Source organism: Thiohalobacter sp. IOR34 (genome assembly GCF_030406045.1).
Taxonomy (GTDB): domain Bacteria; phylum Pseudomonadota; class Gammaproteobacteria; order Thiohalobacterales; family Thiohalobacteraceae.
Genome location: NZ_CP128988.1, coordinates 2,416,470 through 2,437,532, shown reverse-complemented (window position 1 = coordinate 2,437,532; position 21,063 = coordinate 2,416,470). Strand labels below are relative to the sequence as shown.

15 protein-coding genes, 4 tRNA genes and 2 other RNA genes are annotated in these 21,063 nt (G+C 65.8%); 17 read left to right on the top strand and 4 right to left on the bottom strand.

Annotated features, from left to right (window positions below; genetic code table 11):
• Nucleotides 1-62 precede the first annotated feature (62 nt).
• The 3 genes from phoR to QVG61_RS11295 all read left to right on the top strand — a co-directional run bounded on the left by phoR (nucleotide 63) and on the right by QVG61_RS11295 (nucleotide 3,863).
• Nucleotides 63-1,382 carry a phosphate regulon sensor histidine kinase PhoR gene (gene phoR, locus QVG61_RS11305; RefSeq protein ID WP_289930742.1) on the top strand — a complete coding sequence of 440 codons (1,320 nt, stop codon included), beginning with the start codon at nucleotides 63-65 and terminating at the stop codon, nucleotides 1,380-1,382.
• A 129-nt stretch (nucleotides 1,383-1,511) separates the two neighbouring features.
• The gene (locus QVG61_RS11300) at nucleotides 1,512-2,492 is read left to right on the top strand and encodes a phosphate ABC transporter substrate-binding protein PstS family protein (RefSeq protein WP_289930741.1); all 981 of its coding nucleotides are present in this window, start codon (nucleotides 1,512-1,514) and stop codon (nucleotides 2,490-2,492) included.
• A 210-nt stretch (nucleotides 2,493-2,702) separates the two neighbouring features.
• On the top strand, nucleotides 2,703-3,863 hold the full coding sequence (locus tag QVG61_RS11295) for a porin (protein ID WP_289930740.1): 1,161 nt from the start codon (nucleotides 2,703-2,705) through the stop codon (nucleotides 3,861-3,863).
• 703 nt (nucleotides 3,864-4,566) lie between these two features.
• Here QVG61_RS11295 and QVG61_RS11290 read toward each other — a convergent pair.
• Nucleotides 4,567-4,887, bottom strand: coding sequence for a PilZ domain-containing protein (locus QVG61_RS11290; protein WP_289930739.1), 321 nt, complete (start codon nucleotides 4,885-4,887; stop codon nucleotides 4,567-4,569).
• A gap of 282 nt (nucleotides 4,888-5,169) precedes the next feature.
• Between QVG61_RS11290 and ppx the strand changes: the two genes are divergently transcribed.
• Complete coding sequence (gene ppx / locus QVG61_RS11285; protein ID WP_354671162.1) at nucleotides 5,170-6,669, top strand: exopolyphosphatase; 1,500 nt, start codon at nucleotides 5,170-5,172, stop codon at nucleotides 6,667-6,669.
• 11 nt (nucleotides 6,670-6,680) lie between these two features.
• Here the strand turns inward: ppx and ppk1 are convergent, their stop codons facing one another.
• Complete coding sequence (gene ppk1, locus QVG61_RS11280) at nucleotides 6,681-8,771, bottom strand: polyphosphate kinase 1 (protein ID WP_289932773.1); 2,091 nt, start codon at nucleotides 8,769-8,771, stop codon at nucleotides 6,681-6,683.
• Between the two features lie 478 nt (nucleotides 8,772-9,249).
• On the opposite strand from ppk1, the gene QVG61_RS11275 reads away from it, so the two are divergent.
• The 4 genes from QVG61_RS11275 (at nucleotide 9,250) to phoU (ending at nucleotide 15,113) form a co-directional block, all read left to right on the top strand.
• A complete protein-coding gene (locus QVG61_RS11275) occupies nucleotides 9,250-11,526 on the top strand; it encodes an ABC transporter permease subunit (protein WP_289930738.1) in 2,277 nt (758 codons plus the stop codon).
• Nucleotides 11,527-11,799: 273 nt separating this feature from the next.
• Nucleotides 11,800-13,455, top strand: coding sequence for a phosphate ABC transporter permease PstA (gene pstA / locus QVG61_RS11270; RefSeq protein ID WP_289932772.1), 1,656 nt, complete (start codon nucleotides 11,800-11,802; stop codon nucleotides 13,453-13,455).
• A 31-nt stretch (nucleotides 13,456-13,486) separates the two neighbouring features.
• Nucleotides 13,487-14,326, top strand: coding sequence for a phosphate ABC transporter ATP-binding protein PstB (gene pstB / locus QVG61_RS11265; protein WP_289930737.1), 840 nt, complete (start codon nucleotides 13,487-13,489; stop codon nucleotides 14,324-14,326).
• 31 nt (nucleotides 14,327-14,357) lie between these two features.
• Entirely contained in the window at nucleotides 14,358-15,113 is a 756-nt protein-coding gene (gene phoU / locus QVG61_RS11260) for a phosphate signaling complex protein PhoU (RefSeq protein WP_289930736.1), read from the top strand.
• A 12-nt stretch (nucleotides 15,114-15,125) separates the two neighbouring features.
• Here phoU and QVG61_RS11255 read toward each other — a convergent pair whose 3' ends face one another.
• Complete coding sequence (locus QVG61_RS11255) at nucleotides 15,126-15,800, bottom strand: zinc metallopeptidase (protein ID WP_289930735.1); 675 nt, start codon at nucleotides 15,798-15,800, stop codon at nucleotides 15,126-15,128.
• A 308-nt stretch (nucleotides 15,801-16,108) separates the two neighbouring features.
• Here QVG61_RS11255 and QVG61_RS11250 point away from each other — a divergent pair, with 308 nt between their 5' ends.
• Nucleotides 16,109-16,732, top strand: coding sequence for an NUDIX hydrolase (locus QVG61_RS11250; RefSeq protein WP_289930734.1), 624 nt, complete (start codon nucleotides 16,109-16,111; stop codon nucleotides 16,730-16,732).
• Here the strand turns inward: QVG61_RS11250 and QVG61_RS11245 are convergent.
• Nucleotides 16,693-18,033, bottom strand: a complete 1,341-nt coding sequence (locus QVG61_RS11245) for a UDP-glucose/GDP-mannose dehydrogenase family protein (RefSeq protein WP_289930733.1) — start codon at nucleotides 18,031-18,033, stop codon at nucleotides 16,693-16,695. The two genes, QVG61_RS11250 and QVG61_RS11245, sit on opposite strands and share 40 nt — an antisense overlap.
• 282 nt (nucleotides 18,034-18,315) lie before the next feature.
• On the opposite strand from QVG61_RS11245, the gene QVG61_RS11240 reads away from it, so the two are divergent.
• The 8 genes from QVG61_RS11240 (at nucleotide 18,316) to secE (ending at nucleotide 21,060) form a co-directional block, all read left to right on the top strand.
• Nucleotides 18,316-18,400, top strand: a tRNA-Tyr gene (locus tag QVG61_RS11240).
• 47 nt (nucleotides 18,401-18,447) lie between these two features.
• A non-coding RNA gene (locus tag QVG61_RS11235) (RtT sRNA) lies at nucleotides 18,448-18,586 on the top strand.
• A 46-nt stretch (nucleotides 18,587-18,632) separates the two neighbouring features.
• Nucleotides 18,633-18,771: non-coding RNA, RtT sRNA (locus QVG61_RS11230), on the top strand.
• A gap of 274 nt (nucleotides 18,772-19,045) precedes the next feature.
• A tRNA-Gly gene (locus QVG61_RS11225) sits at nucleotides 19,046-19,119 on the top strand.
• Nucleotides 19,120-19,145: 26 nt separating this feature from the next.
• Nucleotides 19,146-19,221, top strand: a tRNA-Thr gene (locus QVG61_RS11220).
• Between the two features lie 104 nt (nucleotides 19,222-19,325).
• A complete protein-coding gene (gene tuf / locus QVG61_RS11215; protein WP_289930717.1) occupies nucleotides 19,326-20,516 on the top strand; it encodes an elongation factor Tu in 1,191 nt (396 codons plus the stop codon).
• A 42-nt stretch (nucleotides 20,517-20,558) separates the two neighbouring features.
• Nucleotides 20,559-20,634: transfer RNA gene (locus QVG61_RS11210), tRNA-Trp, on the top strand.
• A gap of 48 nt (nucleotides 20,635-20,682) precedes the next feature.
• Nucleotides 20,683-21,060, top strand: a complete 378-nt coding sequence (gene secE, locus QVG61_RS11205) for a preprotein translocase subunit SecE (protein WP_289930732.1) — start codon at nucleotides 20,683-20,685, stop codon at nucleotides 21,058-21,060.
• Nucleotides 21,061-21,063 lie beyond the last annotated feature (3 nt).

Below are 21,063 nucleotides of genomic sequence, written 5' to 3'. Positions count from 1 at the left end.
CGGCGCCAAGGAGCGGGAGCTTCCCCGGCGCTGAATCCTCCAGGCAACATAGGGTCTGAAACTTGTCCAATCCCTGGATTGACGAGCTGTGGCGCGCGGGCATCATCGCTGCTGTCGCCCTGCTGCTGGGGCTGGTGTTCGGCCAGCCCTGGCTGTGGCTGCTGCTGGCCGTTTCCGCTTACCTTGGCTGGCATCTGCGCAACCTGGCCCGGCTGGTCGAGTGGCTGCGCGTCGGACGGCGCTTTCATCCCCCGGAATCCTCCGGCATCTGGGATGAGGTCTTCCAGCAGATCTACCGTCTCCAGCAGCGCAACCGCCAGCGCAAGCGCAAGCTGGGTAGCATGCTGAACCGCTTCCAGCAGGCGACCGCCGCCATGCCTGACGCCACCGTGGTGCTGACCCCGGGTGACGAGATCGAGTGGTGGAACCAGGCGGCGGAACGGCTGCTCGGCCTCAGTTACCCGCGTGACACCGGACAGCGGATCAGCAACCTGCTGCGCCATCCCGCCTTCGTCGAATACCTCGCCCGTGGTGACTATGCCCAGCCCCTGGAGATGCCCTCGCCGGCCGACGAGCATGTCGGTCTCTCGATACGCATCGTGCCCTACGGCAACAACCAGCGGTTGCTGATCGCGCGCGACATCAGCCGCATCCAGCGCCTGGAGCAGATGCGACGGGACTTCGTCGCCAATGTCTCCCACGAGCTGCGTACCCCGCTGACCGTGCTGGCCGGCTACCTGGAGACGCTCGACGGCGACGCGGAGGAGGCGGACGGCGACTGGCGGCATGCCCTGCCGGTGCTCCGTCAGCAGACCGAGCGCATGCAGCGCATCGTGGAGGATCTGTTGATGCTGTCGCGCCTGGAGACCGACAGCGGCCAGGGCGGGCAGGAGCCGGTCAGCGTGCCGGCCATGCTGGCGGTGATCTGCGACGATGCCCGCCGCCTCAGTGACGACAAGCGGCATGAGGTGCTGCTGGAGGCGGACCCCGAGCTGTGGCTGCGCGGCAACGACCACGAGCTGCGCAGCCTGTTCTCCAACCTGATCTTCAATGCGGTGCGCTACACCCCGGCCGGCGGCCGCATCCGGGTGCGCTGGTACCAGGAAGGGGGCCAGGCGGTGTGCGCGGTGAGCGACACCGGCATCGGCATCGCCCCGCAGCACATCCCGCGTCTCACCGAGCGCTTCTACCGCATCGACGTCGGCCGCTCGCGGCAGAGCGGCGGCACCGGCCTGGGGTTGGCGATCGTCAAGCACGTGCTGCTGCGCCACCAGGGCGAGCTGGGCATCCAGAGTGAGCCGGGGAAGGGCAGCACCTTCAGTGCCCGCTTCCCGGCCGGCCGGGTGGTGCGCGTCGCCGGTCAGGCGCGCGCGGCCGAGTAGCCGCTGCCCCGCGGCGGCGGCCTGTCATACAACTGTAATCTTTGCTTCATGTTCCTGTCATTGGTGGCGTGCAGAATCGGCGCCGTGATGACATTTGCAAACACGATTCGATAGAGAGGAGACGACTCGATGACACCGAGCAAGACATTGATCGCCGCCCTGGGCCTGGCCGGCGCCGGCCTGCTGGCCACCCAGCCGGCAATGGCAGCCGCCGCGGTGGACGCCAGTCTTCCGGACTACACGCGCAGCAGCGGCGTGTCCGGCAACCTGTCCAGCGTGGGTTCCGATACCCTGGCCAATCTGATGACGCTCTGGGCAGAGGAGTTCAAGCGTGTCTACCCGAACGTCAACATCCAGATCCAGGCGGCCGGTTCCTCCACCGCGCCGCCGGCGCTGACCGAGGGTACCTCCAATCTGGGGCCGATGAGCCGCAAGATGAAGGACAAGGAGGTTGCGGCCTTCGAGCGCAAGTACGGTTACAAGCCGACCCCGATCCGGGTCGCCATCGATGCCCTGGCGGTATTCGTGCACAAGGACAACCCGGTCAAGGGGCTGACCATCCCCCAGGTCGATGCCATCTTCTCCTCGACTCGCAAGTGCGGTTATCCGCAAGACATCACCACCTGGGGCCAGGTCGGCCTGGGCGGCTCCTGGGCGGCACGGCCGATCCAGCTCTATGGCCGCAACTCGGTGTCCGGCACCTATGGCTACTTCAAGAAGAAGGCGCTGTGCAAGGGTGACTACAAGAACAACGTCAACGAGCAGCCGGGTTCGGCCTCCGTGGTCCAGTCGGTGTCCTCCTCCCTGAACGGCATCGGCTATTCCGGCATCGGTTACAAGACCTCCGGCGTGCGTGCCGTGCCGCTGGCCAAGAAGGCCGGTCAGCCCCTCGTCGAGGCCACCCCGGACAATGCCATCAAGGGAAAATACCCGCTGGCACGCTTCCTCTACATCTATGTCAACAAGCACCCGAACAGGCCGCTGCCGCCGCTGGAGCGCGAGTTCCTCAAGCTGGTGCTGTCGAAGATCGGTCAGCGGGTGGTGGTCAAGGACGGCTACATTCCCCTGCCTGCCACTGTGGCCAGGAAGGAACTGGCCAAGCTGCAGTAAGCTGTCCGCCCGACGGATCGTCGCTGCTCAGACGGCGCGCATCGGACCCCCGCCCCGGCGGGGGTTTTTTGTTCGTGCGACAGCGGCGGTTTGTCATCCAGTCTTCATCATAACGTCACCGCGGCTTCATGCGATCGTCACCAGGGCGTCACCTGCACTGCCTAGACTGCTCCTGTCTTACATGCTGACTACACGAGAGGAGATCGACGCATGCGCACGCACACCCTTGCCCAGTGCATTTCTGTCATCCTGGCCGGAACCCTGGCGGGTTCGGCTGCAGCCGGTGGCATCACCGTCTACAAGAAGGACGAGAAGTACGTGAAGCTGGGCGGCCGCATCCAGTTGCAGTACCATCAGGCCGATCCCGACAGCGGTAGCACAACCGACGAGGTGTTCTTCCGTCGCCTGCGTCCCTATATCGAGGGCAGCCTGCACAAGGACTGGAAGGGCAAGTTCCAGTTCGATCTGGGCAAGGCCGTGGACGACAACGAGGTCGCCATCAAGGATGCCTATTTTCAGTACAAGGGCTTCGACAACATGAAGCTGACGCTGGGCAATGCCAACTTCCCCTTCTCCCGCGAGTTCCTGACCTCGTCCAAATACCAGCAGCTGGTCGAACGCAGCTTCGTGGGTGACCATGACTACGGCACGCCGGACCGCAACGTCGGTGTGCACCTCACGGGTCATAATGCGGACAAGACCCTGACCTGGGGCGCATCCTTTGCCTCTGCCGCCATCGATCCCGATGCCGGCAAGCTGGACTTCGACACGCCGGTCAATCGCAACAGCGATTTCAACGAGGGCTGGATCTACGGCGGCCGGGTCGACTTCCATCCCTTCGGTTACACCAAGTTCTCCCAGGGTGACTTCAAGGGCGAGACAAAGGCAACCATCGGTGTGGCTGCCTTTGTCTGGAACAACGACGACGACAACAACAGCTACACCACGGCCGGCAGTTCCACCAGCACCAGCAAGGCGGACATCGACCGTGTCACCGGCTTTGAGATCAGTGCCGCCTTCCGCAGCCAGGGCTTCTCGGTCGATGCCGAGTACAACAGGTTCAGCGTGGATACCGTGGATGCGGCCTTCACCGGCGGCATGTTCCGCAACGGCAGCACCGACCTGGAGAATTGGTCCATCGAGGGCGGTTACCTGTTCATGCCCATCGGGGTCGAGCTGGTTGCAGGCTACCAGTCGCAGGATGCAGACAACTATGCCGATGCCTGGACCCGCAGCTCGATCGGTGCCAACTGGTTCCTGCACAAGCATGACGTCAAGCTGCAGATCAGCTATCGCATGGGTGAGAACCTGAAGGGCGTCAAGGGCAGTGACGAGGATGAACTGTTCATCCAGGGGCAGTACGTGTTCTAGCCTGCATATTGCGCGAAGGATTCGAGTTTCAGGGCGAATCTGGCCAAGCAGTCTGTTCGATCGCCCGCCGAAGCATCGCCGTAGCTAGGGTTCAAGGGCGATCGGGCAGAATGCGACGCCAGATTTGGTCTGAACTCGAATGGGCACAAACCGTAACAGGGCACAGGGAATTACTGCCTTGATGAATACCGGAAAAATTACGCATGCAAGGCCGCCTTCGTGCTATGTGCGGGCTAGCTAGCAGCCTGTCGGACTCAGGACTGATCTACTGCGCGGGTGGGAGAGCGGCCCGAATCTCCCCGATTTCTCGTTGCGTAGTGCTCACTATGCGCCTCGAAATCGTGAAGATTCGTTCTCGTTCTCCCACCCTGCTCGCTACGATCGCCTAAGTCCGACAGGCTGCTAGCCCGGATATTGCATCCGGCCCCGGATGATGGCGTGGCTGGACCCGCCGGGGATCGCGGCCTGGAGGCCGCTCCTACGGGGCATGGCGGCACTCTGGTAGGAGCGGCCTCCAGGCCGCGATCGGGCGGGCATCGCCCGCCCCATTTGCCGCGGCCGGCTGCCCACGCCTGCGGGACTGGCTAGCCCGGCTATTGCACCAAGGATTCGATGCTCAGGGCGGAGCTGGCAAAGCAGCCTGGCCTGCCGAGGGAAAAGTCCGGGCCCCGCTGCGCAGCAGCGGGGCCTTTTCATGTCCGCCTCAGGCCGCCGATGACAGCAGGTGGCGCAGGGCGTAGAAGTCGTGGTAGTCGACGTGACGCAGCATCAGGCCGACGCCGTCGCCGTTGCCGTGCACCACGTAGGCCGGCATGCGGTGTTCGTGGCGGTGGCCGGCGTCCTCGGTGACGAAGCTGATCTCGAGTTCGGCCTGCGGAGGCAGTTCGACGCCATCGGTGGCGACGAACATGCCCTCCAGGCTGACGTCACGGGTGGTGCAGCGCAGGGTACCGACCGGCGGGTAGTGCAGGGCCACCTCCATCTGGATCGGCTTGCGTTCACTCCATCGATGTTCAACAGCCATGGTGTCCTCCTTGGCAGTTCCGTCTGCTGGAAAATTGTCGGCGCAGGGCGCCGTCTTGAATCAAGCAAATTGGATGCCAATCAGCAGGGTGGGGCGAGGCCCGCCACCGCGCGGCAGCCCGCGCAGCTATAGCAGGTTGCGCGTTCCACTGTCCCACTAAGGATAGCCAGTTCTTCGGCTGCTGCCACGGGGGAGACGCCGCCCGTGTTGCGTCACCTTCCAGCCTTGGTATAGTCCGGGGCAGAATCTCGCCACGAGTCATGCCCATCCGAAGTGCCGCCGGTGCCAGAATCCGCCACATCCCAGTTCGTCGCCGCCGTCGATCTCGGCTCCAACAGCTTCCACATGATCGTGGCCCAGCGCCAGGACGGCCGGTTGCAGGTGCTCGACCGGCTGCGGGAGCCGGTGCGCCTGGCCGCCGGCCTGAACGCCGAGCATCGCCTGGACGCGGCTGCCCGGGAGCGGGCCCTGGCCTGCCTGGAGCGATTCGGCCAGAGGCTGCGCGAACTGCCCTCGGCCAACGTGCGGGCCGTCGGTACCAACACCCTGCGCCGCGCCAACCGTGACGGTGCCTTTCTGGAAGAGGCACAGGCTGCGCTGGGGCATCCCATCGAGGTCATCTCCGGCGTCGAGGAGGCGCGCCTCATCTACCAGGGGGTGGCGCACGGCATCGCCGCCGACGACGGTGAGCAGCGTCTGGTGATGGACATCGGCGGCGGCAGTACCGAACTGATCGTCGGCGAGGGCTTCCGGGCGCTGGATCTGGAGAGTCTGTACATGGGCTGCGTGGGCATGAGCCGGCGCTTCTTCGACGATGGCCTGATCAGCAAGGAACGGATGCGCGAGGCCGTGCTGGCCGCCCAGCTGGAGCTGAAGACGGTGCGCCGCCGCTTCCGCCGCCTCGGCTGGTCGAAGGCCATCGGCGCTTCCGGCACCATCAAGGCGGTGCGCGAGATCATCCGTGCCGAGGGCTGGGACGACGGCATCAGCGCCGAGGGTCTGAAGCACCTGCGCAAGGCGCTGCTGGCGGCCGGCCATGTCGATGCGCTGCGGCTGGCCGGCCTGGTCGAGGACCGGCGCCAGGTTCTGCCCGGCGGGGTGGCGATCCTGCTTGCCGCCTTCGAGTCGCTGGGCATCGAGCGCATGCTGGTCTCTCCCGGCGCCCTGCGCGAGGGGCTGCTCTACGACCTGCTGGGCCGGATCGAACACAGCGACATCCGCGAGGCGACCGTCCTCGCCATGGCGCGGCGTTTCCAGGTGGACCAGGCGCATGCCGGCCGGGTCGAGGCCCTGGCGCTGGCCCTGTTCGATGCCCTGGCCGGGGACTGGGGGCTGGATCCGCTGCAGTGGCGGCACTGGCTGCACTGGGCCGCGCAGCTGCACGAGGTGGGGCTGGTGGTGGCGCACAGCCAGTACCACAAGCATGGCGCCTATCTGGTGGCCTACTCGGACATGCCCGGCTTCTCGATGAGCGAGCAGGCGCTGCTGGCAGCCCTGGTGCGCGGTCACCGACGCAAGTTTCCCCGCGACGAGTGCCCGGCGCTGGCCGATCCCCGGGCGGAGGCGCCGCGCCGGCTGTGCATCCTGCTGCGCCTGGCGGTGCTGCTGCTGCGCGGTCGGCCAGAGGACGAGCCGCCGCGGCCCCGGGTGCGGGCCGAGGCAGGGCGGCTATGGCTGGAATTCCCCCCGGGTTACCTCGATGCCCATCCCCTGACCCGGGCCGACCTCAAGCAGGAACGCAAGCGCCTGGCGGGCATCGACTTCCGTCTCGACTACCGCTGAGCGGTTCCGCCTCAGGCCGGATGGGCGCGCAGTTCCAGCAGCGTCGCCTGGGCCGAACGGGGCGGCTGGCGGCGGGTCGGGTGCAGCCGGCGGTAACTGCCGTCCGCCTTCAGCAGCCAGGCCTGGGTGTTGTCCTGCAGATAGAGTTCCAGCCCCTCCTTGACGATCCGCCGACGCAGCTTGGGATTCCCGACGGGGAAGGCGGTCTCCACCCGGCGGAAGAAGTTGCGGTCCATCCAGTCGGCGCTGGACAGGTAGATCTCCTCCTCGCCGCCGTTGCGGAAGTAGAACACCCGGGTGTGCTCCAGGAAGCGGCCGACGACCGAGCGCACCTGGATGTTGTCCGAGACCCCGGCGATGCCGGGGCGCAGACAGCAGATGCCGCGGATGATGAGGTCGATCTTCACTCCGGCCTGGGAGGCGGCATACAGGGCGCGGATCACCTGCGGCTCGATCAGGGCGTTCATCTTGGCGATGATCCGCGCCCGGCGGCCGGCCCGGGCGTGCTCGGCCTCGCGGGCGATCTTCTTCAACAGGGCCTTGTGCAGGGTGAAGGGCGACTGCAGCAGCTTGCGCAGCGACTTCACCTTGCCCAGGCTGGTGAGCTGCTGGAAGATGCGGTGCACGTCCTCGCCGATCGCCTTGTCGCAGGTCAGGAAACCGTAGTCGGTGTAGAGGCGGGCGGTGCGCGCATGGTAGTTGCCGGTGCCGAGGTGCACGTAGTGGCGCAGCCGGCGGCCCTCGCGGCGGGTGATGAGGATCATCTTGGCGTGGGTCTTGTAGCCGACCACGCCGTACACCACGTGGGCGCCGGCCTCCTGCAGGCGGTTGGCCAGCTGGATGTTGGCCTCCTCGTCGAAGCGGGCGCGCAGTTCCACCACCACCGTCACCTCCTTGCCGGCCCGGGCGGCCTCGACCAGGGCGTTGACAATGGCCGAGTCGGGGCCGGTGCGGTAGAGGGTCTGCTTGATGGCCAGCACCTGCGGGTCGCTGGCGGCTTGGCGTACGAAGTCGATCACCGGGGCGAAGGACTCGAAGGGGTGATGGAGCAGTATCTCCTGGGCCTGGATGGCCTCGAAGATGTTGACCTCCGGGGCCAGCTGCGGCGGGCGCGCCGGCTTGAACGGTGGGTATTTGAGATCCGGGCGTTCCACCAGGTCGGCGATGGCGAACAGCCGGTTGAGGTTGACCGGGCCGTTGACCTGGTAGAGGTCGTCCTGGCCGAGGTTGAACTGGTCGAGCAGGAAATTGGCCATCTCCGGCGTACAGTTGTCGGCCACCTCCAGGCGTACCGCGTCACCGTAGCGGCGCGATAGCAGTTCGCCCTCCATGGCCCGCATCAGGTCGTCGATCTCCTCCTCGTCGACGAACAGGTCGCTGTTGCGCGTCACCCGGAACTGGTAGCAGCCGGTGACGGTCATGCCCGGAAACAGGTCGTCGACGTAGGCGTGGATGACGGACGAGAGAAACACGAAATCGTAGGGGCCGGCGCCGGTTTCCTCTGCCGGCAGCCGGATCAGCCGTGGCAGCGAACGCGGTGCCTGAACGATGGCGATGCCGCTGGAACGGCCGAAGGCGTCCTTGCCTTCCAGCGAGACGATGAAGTTCAGGCTCTTGTTGAGGATCCGCGGGAAGGGGTGGGCCGGGTCCAGTCCCAGTGGGCTCAGCACCGGCAACAGCTCACGCTCGAAGAAGTCGCGGATCCACTGTGCCTGGGCCTCGCTCCACTGGCCGCGGCGCAGGAAACGGATGCTCTCCTCTTCCAGGGCCGGGATCAGCTCGGCGTTCAGCACCCGGTACTGCTCGTCGACCAGCTGGTGCGCCTGCTGGCTGATCTGGTCGAGGATCTGCTGCGGGGTGAGGTTGTCGGAACCACTGGGCACTGTGCCCAGCGCGACCTGCTGTTTCAGGCCGGCGACGCGGATCTCGAAGAATTCGTCGAGGTTGGTGCTGGAGATGCAGAGGAACTTGAGGCGTTCGAGGAGCGGGGTGCGGTCGTCGCGGGCCTGCTCCAGGACGCGTCGGTTGAACTGCAGCAGGCTCAGCTCCCGGTTGAGGTAGAGCTCGGGGCGGCTCAGGTCTTGTTGTTCGGTGGTGTCCATGGGGTGGCTGTTCTGTGGCGGCGTCCCGTTTGGGGTCGGCGTGGGGCCGGTGTGGTGGTGGATGTCGATCATCCATTATAACACCACGCCAATCGCGGCCTGGAGGCCGCTCCTACCATGGTGCCGCCGTGACCCGTGGGAGCGGCCTCCAGGCCGCGATCGGGGATGGCATCACCCGCCGTCGTCAGGTGGAACCTACGATGGCCACGAAACCCGCGAAACCCACGAAAATATCGATGGCCACGGAAAGACACGGAAGCTTCCCTGACCGGTGCGGGCTGTAGCTTCTAGAGAAGATTCTCTGCCGCCATGACGGCAATCACGGCGTGGACGCCGCTCCTGCGGGGCAAGGCGGAATCTCTTGTAGGAGCGGCCTCCAGGCTGTGATCCCGCAAAGGGGGCGGATCGCCCCACAAAACGAGGCCGAGGGTGCGTTTGTAACAATTCTGTCACATGCCATGTTTATCCTTGTCGGCCCATGAACAGCCCGCCTGACAAGTCCGGCTCGATCCTGGAGCGGATCCCCGAAGCCACTCGTCTGCGCCGCCGTCGTCTGCGTCGCCTCAAGGATGTGCTGGCCCGGCGCAGCGTGAGCCTCGGCGGGATGAGCGTGATCATCGCCATCACCCTGATCTTCTTCTATCTCCTCTACGTCGTGGTGCCCCTGCTGCGGCCCGCCACCGCCGAGCCGCTGGCCAGTTACCCGGTCCCGGGCAGCGAGCGCCCGACTCTGCTGCTGGCCATGGAAGAGCAGGCCGAGATCGGTGTGCGTTTCAGCGCCGACGGCGAGGTCGACTTCCTGCGCCTGGCCGACGGCCAGCTGCTCTCCAGCCAACGGCTGCCTCTGCCGCCCGGCGTGGCGGTGACCAGCTTCGCGGTCGCCGAGCCCTCGACCCGAACCCTGGCCTACGGCCTGGCGGACGGCCGTGCCCTGGTGGTCAGGCATGACTATCGGGTGACCTTCCCCAACGACCGGCGGCTGATCACCCCCGAGCTGCAGTATCCGCTGGGCGAGACCCCGCTGGTGGTCGACCCCCAGGGCCAGCCCCTGCAGCGGCTGGCCGTGCAGGTGGGCGAGGAGGGCACCACCCTGGTGGCGGTGACCGCCGACGGGCGCACCGTGCTCAGCAACCTGCGCCAGGAAGAGTCCTTCCTCGGCGAAGAGATGGAACTGGTGGAGGCGCACAGCGAGATCCCTGCCACCATCGGTCGGTCGGACTATCTGCTCCTGGATCCGGAACAGTCACAGCTCTATCTCGCCCGCCGCAGCGGGGAGCTGGCCCGTTTCGATCTCAGTGACAAGGAGGCGCCGCGGCTGCTCGAGCAGCTGCCGGTGGTCGAGGGCGGCGAGCAGCTGACCGCGCTGCGGCTGCTGGCAGGGGGGATCTCCCTGCTGGTCGGTACCTCCAGCGGTCGCATCGACCAGTGGTTCACGGTGCGCGATGCGCAGAACCAGGAGCGGCTGCAGCGCATCCGTTCCTTCGCCGGCAGCGGCGCCGCAGTGCTCAACCTCACGCCGGAATATGCGCGCAAGGGCTTTCTCGCCGGCGATGCCGAGGGCCGGGTCACCGCCTATCACACCACGGCCCACAACACCCTGTTCAGCGTGCCGCTGGCCAAGGGTGCGCTGCGTCAGCTGGCCATCGCTCCGCGCGCCGACGCCCTGCTGGCCGAGGACGGCACGGGGCGCCTGCAGCTGTGGCGGGTCGACAACGAGTACCCGGAGGTGTCCTGGTCGTCGCTGTGGGGCAAGGTGTGGTACGAGAGCTACCCGGAACCGGCCTATATCTGGCAGTCGTCATCGGCCAGTAACGACTTCGAGCCCAAGCTCAGCCTCACCCCGCTGGCCTTCGGCACCTTCAAGGCGGCCTTCTATGCCATGTTGATCGGCGCCCCGCTGGCCATTCTCGGCGCCATCTATACCGCCTACTTCATGGCTCCGCGGATGCGCAGCAAGGTCAAGCCGACCATCGAGATCATGGAGGCCCTGCCGACGGTGATCCTCGGTTTCCTGGCCGGTCTCTGGCTGGCGCCGCTGATCGAGAACTACCTGCCGGGTATCTTTGCCCTGTTGCTGGTCATGCCGCTGGGTGTGCTGCTGTTCGGTTTCCTCTGGAGCCGGTTGCCGGACCGGCTGCGCCACCGCATCCCTGCCGGCTGGGAAGCCCTGCCGATGATTCCGGTGGTCGCCCTGCTGGGCTGGGCCTCCTTTGCCCTCAGCCACCCGCTGGAACTGCTGCTGTTCGACGGCGACATGCGTATGTGGCTGAAGTCGATCGGCATCGATTTCGATCAGCGCAACTCCATCGTGGTCGGCCTGGCGATGGGCTTCGCCGTGATCCCGACCATCTTTTCCATCGCCGAGGATGCCATCTTCAACGTGCCCAAGCACCTGACCAGCGGTTCGCTGGCGCTGGGCGCCACGCCCTGGCAGACCCTGACCCGGGTGGTGATCCTCACCGCCAGCCCCGGCATCTTTTCGGCGATGATGATCGGCCTCGGCCGCGCGGTGGGGGAGACCATGATCGTGCTGATGGCCACCGGCAACACGCCGGTGATGGACATGAGCATCTTCCAGGGCATGCGCACCCTGTCGGCCAACATCGCCGTCGAGCTGCCGGAGGCCGAGGTGGCCAGCACCCACTTCCGGGTGCTGTTCCTGGCCGCCCTGGTGCTGTTCCTGTTCACCTTCCTGTTCAACACCCTGGCCGAGCTGGTGCGCCAGCGGCTGCGCGGCAAGTACGCCAGCCTCTAGCCCGGATAGTGCACCAAGGAGGTCCGTATGATTGGAGTACAGGCTGGTATACAAGGTCGGGAGGCTCGTAAATGGGCCCTCCTGGCGGGGTACAGGTTGTGCCTATTCGATTTCAGGACGCATCTGGCTGCGCATCCTGGTCGATCCCCCTTGAACCATAGCTACAGCTATGCTTCTGCGGGCGATCGGCCAAGCTGCTTTGCCAGCTCCGGCCTGAGAATCGAATCCTTGGCGCAATATCCGGGCTAGGAGTCTGTTCGAGTGAAGCATGAGATCGGCAAGTGGTTTGCGAGCGGTTCGCCCTGGATCTGGCTGAATGCGGCGGCGGTGGCGGCCAGCCTGATCATGGTCGTCGGCTTGCTCGGCCTGATCATGCTGCGCGGCATGGGTCATTTCTGGCCGGCCGATCTTCATGAGCTGCAGTACCGTGAGGCCGACGGCAGTCTGGTGCGGCTGATCGGCGAATTCAGCGAACGGGAGGAGGTCACCCGTGCTCATCTGGAGGCTGCCGGCGTGCAGCTGGCCGGTGATTCGGAGCTGGTCGAGCGGATCCTGATGAAGATCGGCAATCGGGACTTCACCGGTCTCGACTTCCGCTGGGTGCTGGTGCCGCGCATCGAATCCCGCAGGACGCCGCCGACGCTGATGGCCGTGGAGCGCCGCGAATGGGGCAATTTCTACGGCTATCTGAAGGAAGTGCGCGAGGCCGGCAAGCTGGTGGCCGAGGGCGAGGCCGCCTGGGAGGCGCTGAACGAGCGCTTGCAGGTGGTCCGTGCGCTGCACGAGCAGATCCGCCGCATCGAGAAGGACGACATCGGGGTCATCAACCATGGCCTGGAGCGGCTGCGACTGCGGGCCCGCAGGTATCAGCTGGACGGTGAGGACACCCCCCGGCACCGCCAGCAGATCGCCGCTGAACGGGCCCGCCTGGAACAGCGCTACCAGGTGCTGCAGGACAGGCTCAACGAGCTGTATCGGCAGATCGGACGGGACAGCTTCCGGGCCGAGATCATGACCGGCGAGCTGGTCGAGGTGCCGCTGGCCAAGGTGGTGCGGGTCTACCGGCCGAACGCCATGGGGCCGCTGGACAAGATCGGCCACTATATCGCCAAGCTGTGGGAATTCGTCAGCGACGAGCCGCGCGAGGCCAACACCGAGGGCGGCATCTTTCCGGCGATCTTCGGCACCGTGCTGATGGTGATGCTGATGTCGGTGTTCGTGACCCCGCTGGGGGTGATCGCCGCCGTCTATCTGCGTGAATACGCCAAGCAGGGGCCGCTGACCCGGCTGGTGCGTATCGCCGTCAACAACCTCGCCGGCGTGCCCTCCATCGTCTACGGTGTGTTCGGCCTTGGCTTCTTCGTCTATTTTCTCGGTGGCAACATCGACCAGCTGTTCTTCCCCGAGGCGCTGCCAGCGCCGACCTTCGGCACCCCCGGGCTGTTCTGGGCCTCGCTGACCCTGGCGCTGCTGACCCTGCCGGTAGTGATCGTCGCCACCGAGGAGGGACTGGCACGGATTCCGCGCTCGATCCGCGAGGGCAGCCTGGCGCTGGGCGCCACCAAGGCGGAGACCCTCTGGCGCACCGTGCTGCCGATGGCCAGCCCGGCGATGATGACCGGCCTGATCCTGGCCGTGGCGCGCGCCGCCGGCGAGGTGGCGCCGCTGATGCTGGTCGGCGTGGTCAAGCTGGCCCCCTCCCTGCCGCTGGACGGCAACTATCCCTTCCTGCACCTGGAACGCAAGTTCATGCACCTTGGCTTCCACATCTACGACGTCGGCTTCCAGAGCCCCAACGTCGAGGCGGCCCGGCCGCTGGTCTTCGCCACGGCCCTGCTGCTGGTACTGGTGATCCTGGTGCTCAATCTGGCGGCCATTGCCATCCGCAACCGCCTGCGTGAACAATACAAGGCATTCGACCAGGGTTGATGGCCGCAGCCGCGGCCGATGGTGACATCTTATGAATGACAAGCATGTGGCGACCCACGCACTGGATCCGGACATCCTCGCCGAAGGCGGCCTGAAGACCCTCAGCCTGGAAGAGGAGGATATCTGTATCGAGGTCAAGGGGCTGCGCCTCTTCTATGGCGAGAAACAGGCGCTGAAGGACATCAACATGCGCATCCCGCGACAGCGGGTCACGGCCTACATCGGTCCCAGTGGCTGTGGCAAGTCGACCCTGCTGCGCTGCTTCAACCGCATGAACGATCTGATCGACGGCTGCCGTATCGAGGGTCGGGTGGAGCTGGATGGGGAGAACATCTTCGACAAGCGTGTCGACGTGGCCGATCTGCGGCGCCGTGTGGGCATGGTGTTCCAGAAGCCAAACCCCTTCCCCAAGAGCATCTACGAGAACGTCGCCTACGGCCTGCGCCTGCAGGGCATCAACAAGCGACGGGTGCTGGACGAGGTGGTGGAGAAGTCGCTGCGCGGGGCGGCGCTGTGGGACGAGGTCAAGGATCGGCTGCACGAGAGCGCCATGGGCCTGTCCGGTGGCCAGCAGCAGCGACTGGTGATTGCCCGTGCCATCGCCATCGAGCCCGAGGTGCTGCTGCTCGACGAGCCGGCCTCGGCGCTGGATCCGATCTCGACGCTGAAGATCGAGGAGCTGATCTACGAACTGAAGGAGAAGTACACCATCGTCATCGTCACCCACAATATGCAGCAGGCGGCGCGCGTCTCGGACTATACTGCCTTCATGTATATCGGTGAGGTGATCGAGTTCGGGGACACCAACACCATCTTCACCAATCCGGCCGAGAAGATGACGGAAGACTACATCACCGGTCGCTACGGCTGAGCCGGCGCGGGCGGCACGAGGGACAACAGCAATGGACAACACCAGTATCGGGCAGCACATCTCCCGCCAGTACAACGAGGAGCTGGAGGACATCCGCAACCGGGTCATGGCCATGGGCGGCCTGGTCGAACAGCAGGTCAGCGACGCGGTCAAGGCGCTGGTCGAGGGCGACGAGCAGCTGGCCGAGGTGGTGGTCAACAACGACTACAAGGTCAACGCCCTGGAGGTGCAGATCGACGAGGAGTGCAACTATGTGCTGGCCCGCCGCCAGCCCGCGGCCAGCGATTTGCGCCTGGTGATGGCGGTGATCAAGACCATCACCGACCTGGAACGCATCGGCGACGAGGCGGAACGCATCGCCCGCATGGCCCAGCACATCGGCGACCGTCAGATCGCCGACCGCTTCCACGGCCGTATCGAACATCTCGGTGAGCTGGTGCGGCACATGCTGCACGGGGCCCTGGATGCCTTTGCCCGCATGGATGCCGAGCTGGCGGTGCGGGTGTGGCATGACGACCGCAAGGTGGACCGGGAATACGAGGGCGTGATGCGTCAACTGATCACCCTGATGATGGAGGACGCGCGCAGCATCCCCTGGGTGCTGGACGCCATCTGGGCGGCCCGCGCCCTGGAGCGGGTCGGCGACCGGGCCAGCAACATCTGCGAATACGTCATCTATCTGGTCAAGGGCAAGGATGTGCGTCACACCAGCCTGGCCGACCTGGAGACGGAGCTGCAGCAGCGGGACCGCGGCGAGGGCCGGCAGACGCCGGCCACCGGAGACTGAGCGGCGGCGGAGTCAGCGCCGCAGCCAGCGCCAGAGGTTGAGCAGCCCGGCCAGTGAGGCCGCGACATAGGTGAGGGCCGCGGCGCGCAGGATGCGCCGCGCCGCCGGCCGGTCGGCTGGCGGCAGGTAACGGCCCGCCTCCAGCAAGGGCAGGGCGCGGTTGAAGCTGGCGTCCAGCTCCACCGGCAGGGTGACCAGATGCACCAGGGCGGCGGAGCCGAGGCTGGCCAGCCCGGCCAGCAGCATCAGCGTCCCGGCCGCAGGGGTCTGGGCGAGCGCCGCCACCAGGGGCATGCCGATCAGCAGGGTGTTGCCGGCCAGCTGGGCGGCCTGGGCCAGTCCGATCAACCGCTGGCGGAGGCGCAACAGGGGATCACCCTGGGCGTCCTGCAGGGCGTGGCCGACCTCGTGGGCGGCGATCACCACGGCGGTCAGCGAACGGCCGTCGTGGTGCCCCGGGCTGAGTCGTACCGCCTTCTGCCGAGGGTCGTAGTGGTCGCCCTGCTCCGTGCGCTCGACAGCCACCCCTTCCAGTCCCAGCCGGTCGAGCAGATGGCGGGCGAATTCGCCGCCACTCCCCGGGAAATCCGGCCGCTCGCCGCCATGGCGGCGCAGCACGGCACGCACCCAGAGTTGGGGGCCGAACAGTAGCAACAGCAGCAACAGCAACAGCAGGAGGAACGGCATGAGGTCATTGTACGCTGCCGGACTTTGCATCGCCCGCAGAAAGGGGTTATCCCGCATATTGCACGAAGGCGGCCTTGAAAGCGTAATTTTTCCGGTATATATCAAGGCAGTGATTCCCTATGCGAGCAATTGTGCCCTGCTACAGTTTGTGCCTGTTCGAGTTCAGACCAAATCTGGCGTCGCATTTCGCCCGATCGCCCTTGAACCCTAGCTACGGCTATGCTTCGGCGGTCGATCGAACAAACTGCTTGGCCAGATTCGCCCTGAAACTCGAATCCTTCATGCAATATGCGGGTTATGACTGACTCATGAAATACTGTAGCGAATGTGCCGCACCGGTCAGCCTGCAGGTGCCGGCCGGCGATAGCCGGCCCAGGTATGTCTGCGACAGCTGTCGCACCATCCACTACCAGAATCCCAACATCGTCGCCGGCTGCATCGTCGAGGAGCAGGGGCGTATCCTGCTCTGCAGGCGGGCCATCGAGCCGCGTCATGGCCTGTGGACGCTGCCCGCCGGGTTCATGGAGAACGGCGAGACCAGCAGCCAGGCGGCGGAGCGCGAGACACGCGAGGAGGCCAATGCCCGGGTCCGGGTGGAGGATCTGTACACGCTCTTCGACCTGCCGCACATCAACCAGGTGTACATGCTGTTCCGGGCCCGCTTCGAGGTGAGCGGCTTCTCGGCCGGCAGCGAGAGCCTGGAGGTCGGCCTGTTCGCCGAGGAGGAGATCCCCTGGGACAGCCTGGCCTTCCCGGTGGTGAAGGCGACCCTGCGGCTGTACTTCGCCGACCGCGCGGCAGGCGCCTTCCGCCTCCGCCTGGGCGAGATCCAGCGCCGGGCGGGCGAGCCCCCCGCCTACCGGATGCGGCTGCTGGAAGGCGGGAGCGGGCCTCAGTCGGCGGGGCCGCTGGGCTGGCGGCCGATCGAATAGTAGCGGAAGCCGAGCTCGGCGAGTCGCGCGGGGTCGTAGAGATTGCGTCCGTCGAAGATCAGCGGAGCGCCCAGGGTCTGGCGCAGCTGTTCGAAATCCGGGCTGCGGAACTCGGTCCACTCGGTGATGACCACCAGGGCATCGGCGCCCTCCAGGGCCTGGTTGGCGGACTCGCAGAGCACCAGGTCATCGCGCTCCCCGTACAGACGGCGGCATTCCTCGGCGGCCACCGGGTCATAGGCGCGCACCCGGGCACCGGCTGCCCACAGGGCCTCCATCAGCACCCGGCTGGAGGCCTCGCGCATGTCGTCCGTGTTGGGCTTGAAGGCCAGACCCCAGAGGGCGAAGCTGCGCCCCTCCAGCTGCCCGTCGAAATGGTGGCGGATCTTCTCGAACAGCACCCGCTTCTGGCGCTCGTTGACCTGTTCGACCGCGCTCAGCAGTTCCGCCTGGTAGCCGATCTCGCCGGCAGTGCGCTCCAGCGCCTTGACGTCCTTGGGAAAACAGGAGCCGCCATAGCCGGCGCCGGGGTAGATGAACTGGTAGCCGATGCGCGGGTCGGAGCCGATGCCGAGGCGCACGTTCTCGATGTCGGCGCCGAGCCGCTCGGCCAGGTTGGACAGCTCGTTCATGAAGCTGATCTTGGTGGCCAGCATGGCGTTGGCCGCGTACTTGGTCAGCTCCGCGGAGCGGATGTCCATGGCCAGCAGCCGGTCGTGATTGCGGTTGAAGGGGGCGTAGAGGGCGCGCAGCAGCTCGGTGGTGCGGGGGTTGTCGGTGCCGATGATGATCCGGTCGGGGCGCATGAAGTCGTCGATGGCCGCGCCCTCCTTGAGGAATTCCGGGTTGGACACCACGTCGAACTCGCAGGCCGTGCCGCGCGCCGCCAGGCTCTGGGCGACCTGGCTGCGGACCCGGTCGGCCGTGCCCACGGGCACCGTCGACTTGTTGACGATGACCCGGTAATCGTCCATGTGCTCGCCGATGCTGCGGGCCACGGCCAGCACGTGCTGCAGGTCGGCGGAGCCGTCCTCGTCCGGGGGAGTGCCGACGGCGATGAACTGGAACAGGCCGTGGGCCACGCCCTCGGCCGGATCGAGGGTGAAGGCCAGGCGGCCGGCCCGGGCATTGTCGGTGACCAGGCGGTCGAGCCCCGGCTCATAGATCGGTACCTCGCCGCGCTTGAGCATCTCGATCTTGCGCGGATCGACGTCGACGCACAGCACCTCGTTGCCGACCTCGGCGAGGCAGGCGCCGGTGACCAGACCGACGTAGCCGGAACCGTAGATGGTGACCTTCATCGCTGTGTTCTCCTCAAAAAAGCGGCGGCAGCGCGGTGCTGCCGTGTGTCCCCGAAAAAGTCCTTTGCAATCCGCTGCTAAGCCGCGCCCGGCGTGGCGGTCGGCATGCCGGGGCCGGTCAGGGAACGCGCGCATGCTAGCAGACCCGCGGTTCCCGGTCACGGCGCCGGCCGGGGTTGCGGCAAAAAGCCTTGCGGGAGTTGACAGTGGCCGGGTCCTCACCCAAAATACGCTGCTTCGCTCGGCCGGCATTCCTTCGGGGAGTGCGGTCAGGGGCGACGAGGAGGGGTTCCCGAGTGGCCAAAGGGGGCAGACTGTAAATCTGCTGGCTCCGCCTTCGGAGGTTCGAATCCTCCCCCCTCCACCAAAGTTGGAACGGGACCGCGTTGTCAGTGACGGTACCCAGGGGCCTCCGCTCTGAATCAGGGGGGGAGGGTTCGAACCGATCAGAGGTTCGACAAAACCGCGGGAGCGGTTTTGAACGTCGCGCAAGGCGCGACGGCCCGGAGGGCGGAGGGGCGTAAGGCCCGGAGTCATCCTCCCCCCTCCACCAAAGTTGGAACGGGACCGCGTTGTCAGTGACGGTACCCAGGGGCCTCCGCTCTGAATCAGGGGGGAGGGTTCGAGCCGATCAGAGGTTCGACAAAACCGCGGGAGCGGTTTTGAACGTCGCGCAGGGCGCGACGGCCCGGAGGGCGGAGGGGCGTAAGGCCCGGAGTCATCCTCCCCCCTCCACCAAAGTTGGAACGGGACCGCGTTGTCAGTGACGGTACCCAGGGGCCTCCGCTCTGAATCAGGGGGGAGGGTTCGAGCCGATCAGAGGTTCGACAAAACCGCGGGAGCGGTTTTGAACGTCGCGCAGGGCGCGGTGCCGACTATAGATTAAGGTGGCGGACGGCGCGGATGCCGCGGTCCGCCGGCTCGATACGAGATTCGGCGTTGGCCGATGGCGGCGGGCGGCCGGCGACAGGCTCCGGTGACGGAGGGGCCGGGCGGAATGGCGGTGTTTTCGGCGGGTGTAGTTCAATGGTAGAACTTCAGCCTTCCAAGCTGAATACGTGGGTTCGATTCCCATCACCCGCTCCAAATTTACGAGCCGAACGGTTTTGCTGGCCCATATAGCTCAGTCGGTAGAGCACTTCCTTGGTAAGGAAGAGGTCACCGGTTCAAATCCGGTTATGGGCTCCATATGCGAGGCAGGCGTCCCCGGGTTGGAAGGGGCGCCTGTCTTTGATTATTGGTGGTAGCGCTCAACAGCATTGTCGATGAAAACCTGACTGGGGAGAACATCCATGTCCAAGGAAAAATTTGAACGAACGAAGCCGCATGTAAACGTGGGGACCATTGGTCACGTGGACCATGGCAAGACGACGCTGACGGCGGCGCTGACGAAGGTGGCGGCGGAGAAGCAGGGCGGTGAGTTCAAGGCGTACGACCAGATCGACAATGCGCCGGAGGAGCGTGCGCGCGGTATCACGATCGCGACGGCGCACGTGGAGTACGAGACGGAGAACCGTCACTACGCGCACGTGGACTGCCCCGGGCACGCGGACTATGTGAAGAACATGATCACGGGTGCGGCGCAGATGGACGGTGCGATCCTGGTGGTGAGCGCGGCGGACGGTCCGATGCCGCAGACCCGTGAGCACATTCTGCTGGCGCGTCAGGTGGGTGTGCCGTACATCGTGGTGTACATGAACAAGGCCGACCAGGTGGACGACGAGGAGCTGCTGGAGCTGGTGGAGATGGAAGTCCGCGATCTGCTGAGCTCGTACGAGTTTCCTGGTGACGACATTCCGGTGGTGATTGGTTCGGCGCTGAAGGCGCTGGAAGGCGACACCTCGGAGATTGGTGTGCCGTCGATCGAGAAGCTGCTGGATGCGATGGACGAGTACATTCCGGTGCCGGAGCGTCCGGTGGACCAGCCGTTCCTGATGCCGATCGAGGACGTGTTCTCGATTTCGGGTCGAGGCACGGTGGTGACGGGTCGCATCGAGCGTGGCAAGGTGCACGTGGGCGACGAAGTGGAGATCGTGGGTATCCGCGAGACGAGCAAGACCACGGTGACGGGTGTGGAGATGTTCCGCAAGCTGCTGGACGAAGGCGAGGCGGGCGACAACGTGGGCGTGCTGCTGCGCGGTACCAAGCGTGACGAGGTGGAGCGCGGCCAGGTGCTGTGCCAGCCGGGCTCGATCACGCCGCACACCAAGTTCGAGGCCGAGGTGTATGTGCTGTCGAAGGACGAGGGTGGCCGTCATACGCCGTTCTTCAATGGCTATCGTCCGCAGTTTTACTTCCGGACGACGGACGTGACGGGCGCCTGCGATCTGCCGGAAGGCGTGGAGATGGTGATGCCGGGCGACAACGTGAAGATGACGGTGACGCTGATTGCGCCGATTGCGATGGAAGAAGGACTGCGTTTCGCGATCCGCGAGGGTGGCCGCACCGTCGGCGCCGGCGTGGTCTCCAAGATCATCGAGTAAGCAGGTGTTACGCGGGGGCAGGGCAGCCTGCCCCCTTGTTTTAGGCCAGTAGCTCAATTGGCAGAGCGGCGGTCTCCAAAACCGCAGGTTGGGGGTTCGATTCCCTCCTGGCCTGCCATTATTTCGCGGCTGGCGGGCAAGGCTCCGCTGTCGGCGGCAGGATTGCATGAACGCAAAGGCTGAAACCCAGGGTTCCAGACTCGACTCCGTGAAGTTGACGCTGGCGATCGCGCTGTTGCTCGGTGCGGTCGGGGCCTTCTATTACTTCGCCGAGGCGTCGTTGCTGCTGCGAGTGCTGGGTCTGCTGGCCACCGCCGGTGTGGCCCTGGCGATCATGGCGCAGACCGCCGTCGGCAGGCGGCTGCTGGGGTATCTGGTCGAGACCCGGACCGAGGTCCGCAAGGTCGTCTGGCCGACGCGGCAGGAGACCATTCAGACCACGCTGATCGTGTTCGCGATGGTCATCGTGATGGGTATCCTGCTCTGGTTATTGGACATGTTTTTGCTCTGGGCGGTCCGCTTGCTGACCGGTCAGGCGGGCTGAGGG

What these genes read in the sequence shown, in the direction of transcription:
- QVG61_RS11300 (WP_289930741.1), top strand. Translation starts at nt 1,512, where the DNA reads ATGACACCGAGCAAGACATTGATCGCCGCCCTGGGCCTGGCCGGCGCC.
- QVG61_RS11295 (WP_289930740.1), top strand. Translation starts at nt 2,703, where the DNA reads ATGCGCACGCACACCCTTGCCCAGTGCATTTCTGTCATCCTGGCCGGA.
- secE (WP_289930732.1), top strand. Translation starts at nt 20,683, where the DNA reads ATGAACGCAAAGGCTGAAACCCAGGGTTCCAGACTCGACTCCGTGAAG.
- ppk1 (WP_289932773.1), bottom strand. Translation starts at nt 8,771, where the DNA reads ATGGACACCACCGAACAACAAGACCTGAGCCGCCCCGAGCTCTACCTC.
- tuf (WP_289930717.1), top strand. Translation starts at nt 19,326, where the DNA reads ATGTCCAAGGAAAAATTTGAACGAACGAAGCCGCATGTAAACGTGGGG.
- QVG61_RS11245 (WP_289930733.1), bottom strand. Translation starts at nt 18,033, where the DNA reads ATGAAGGTCACCATCTACGGTTCCGGCTACGTCGGTCTGGTCACCGGC.
- pstB (WP_289930737.1), top strand. Translation starts at nt 13,487, where the DNA reads ATGAATGACAAGCATGTGGCGACCCACGCACTGGATCCGGACATCCTC.
- phoU (WP_289930736.1), top strand. Translation starts at nt 14,358, where the DNA reads ATGGACAACACCAGTATCGGGCAGCACATCTCCCGCCAGTACAACGAG.
- QVG61_RS11255 (WP_289930735.1), bottom strand. Translation starts at nt 15,800, where the DNA reads ATGCCGTTCCTCCTGCTGTTGCTGTTGCTGCTGTTGCTACTGTTCGGC.
- QVG61_RS11250 (WP_289930734.1), top strand. Translation starts at nt 16,109, where the DNA reads ATGAAATACTGTAGCGAATGTGCCGCACCGGTCAGCCTGCAGGTGCCG.
- QVG61_RS11275 (WP_289930738.1), top strand. Translation starts at nt 9,250, where the DNA reads ATGAACAGCCCGCCTGACAAGTCCGGCTCGATCCTGGAGCGGATCCCC.
- QVG61_RS11290 (WP_289930739.1), bottom strand. Translation starts at nt 4,887, where the DNA reads ATGGCTGTTGAACATCGATGGAGTGAACGCAAGCCGATCCAGATGGAG.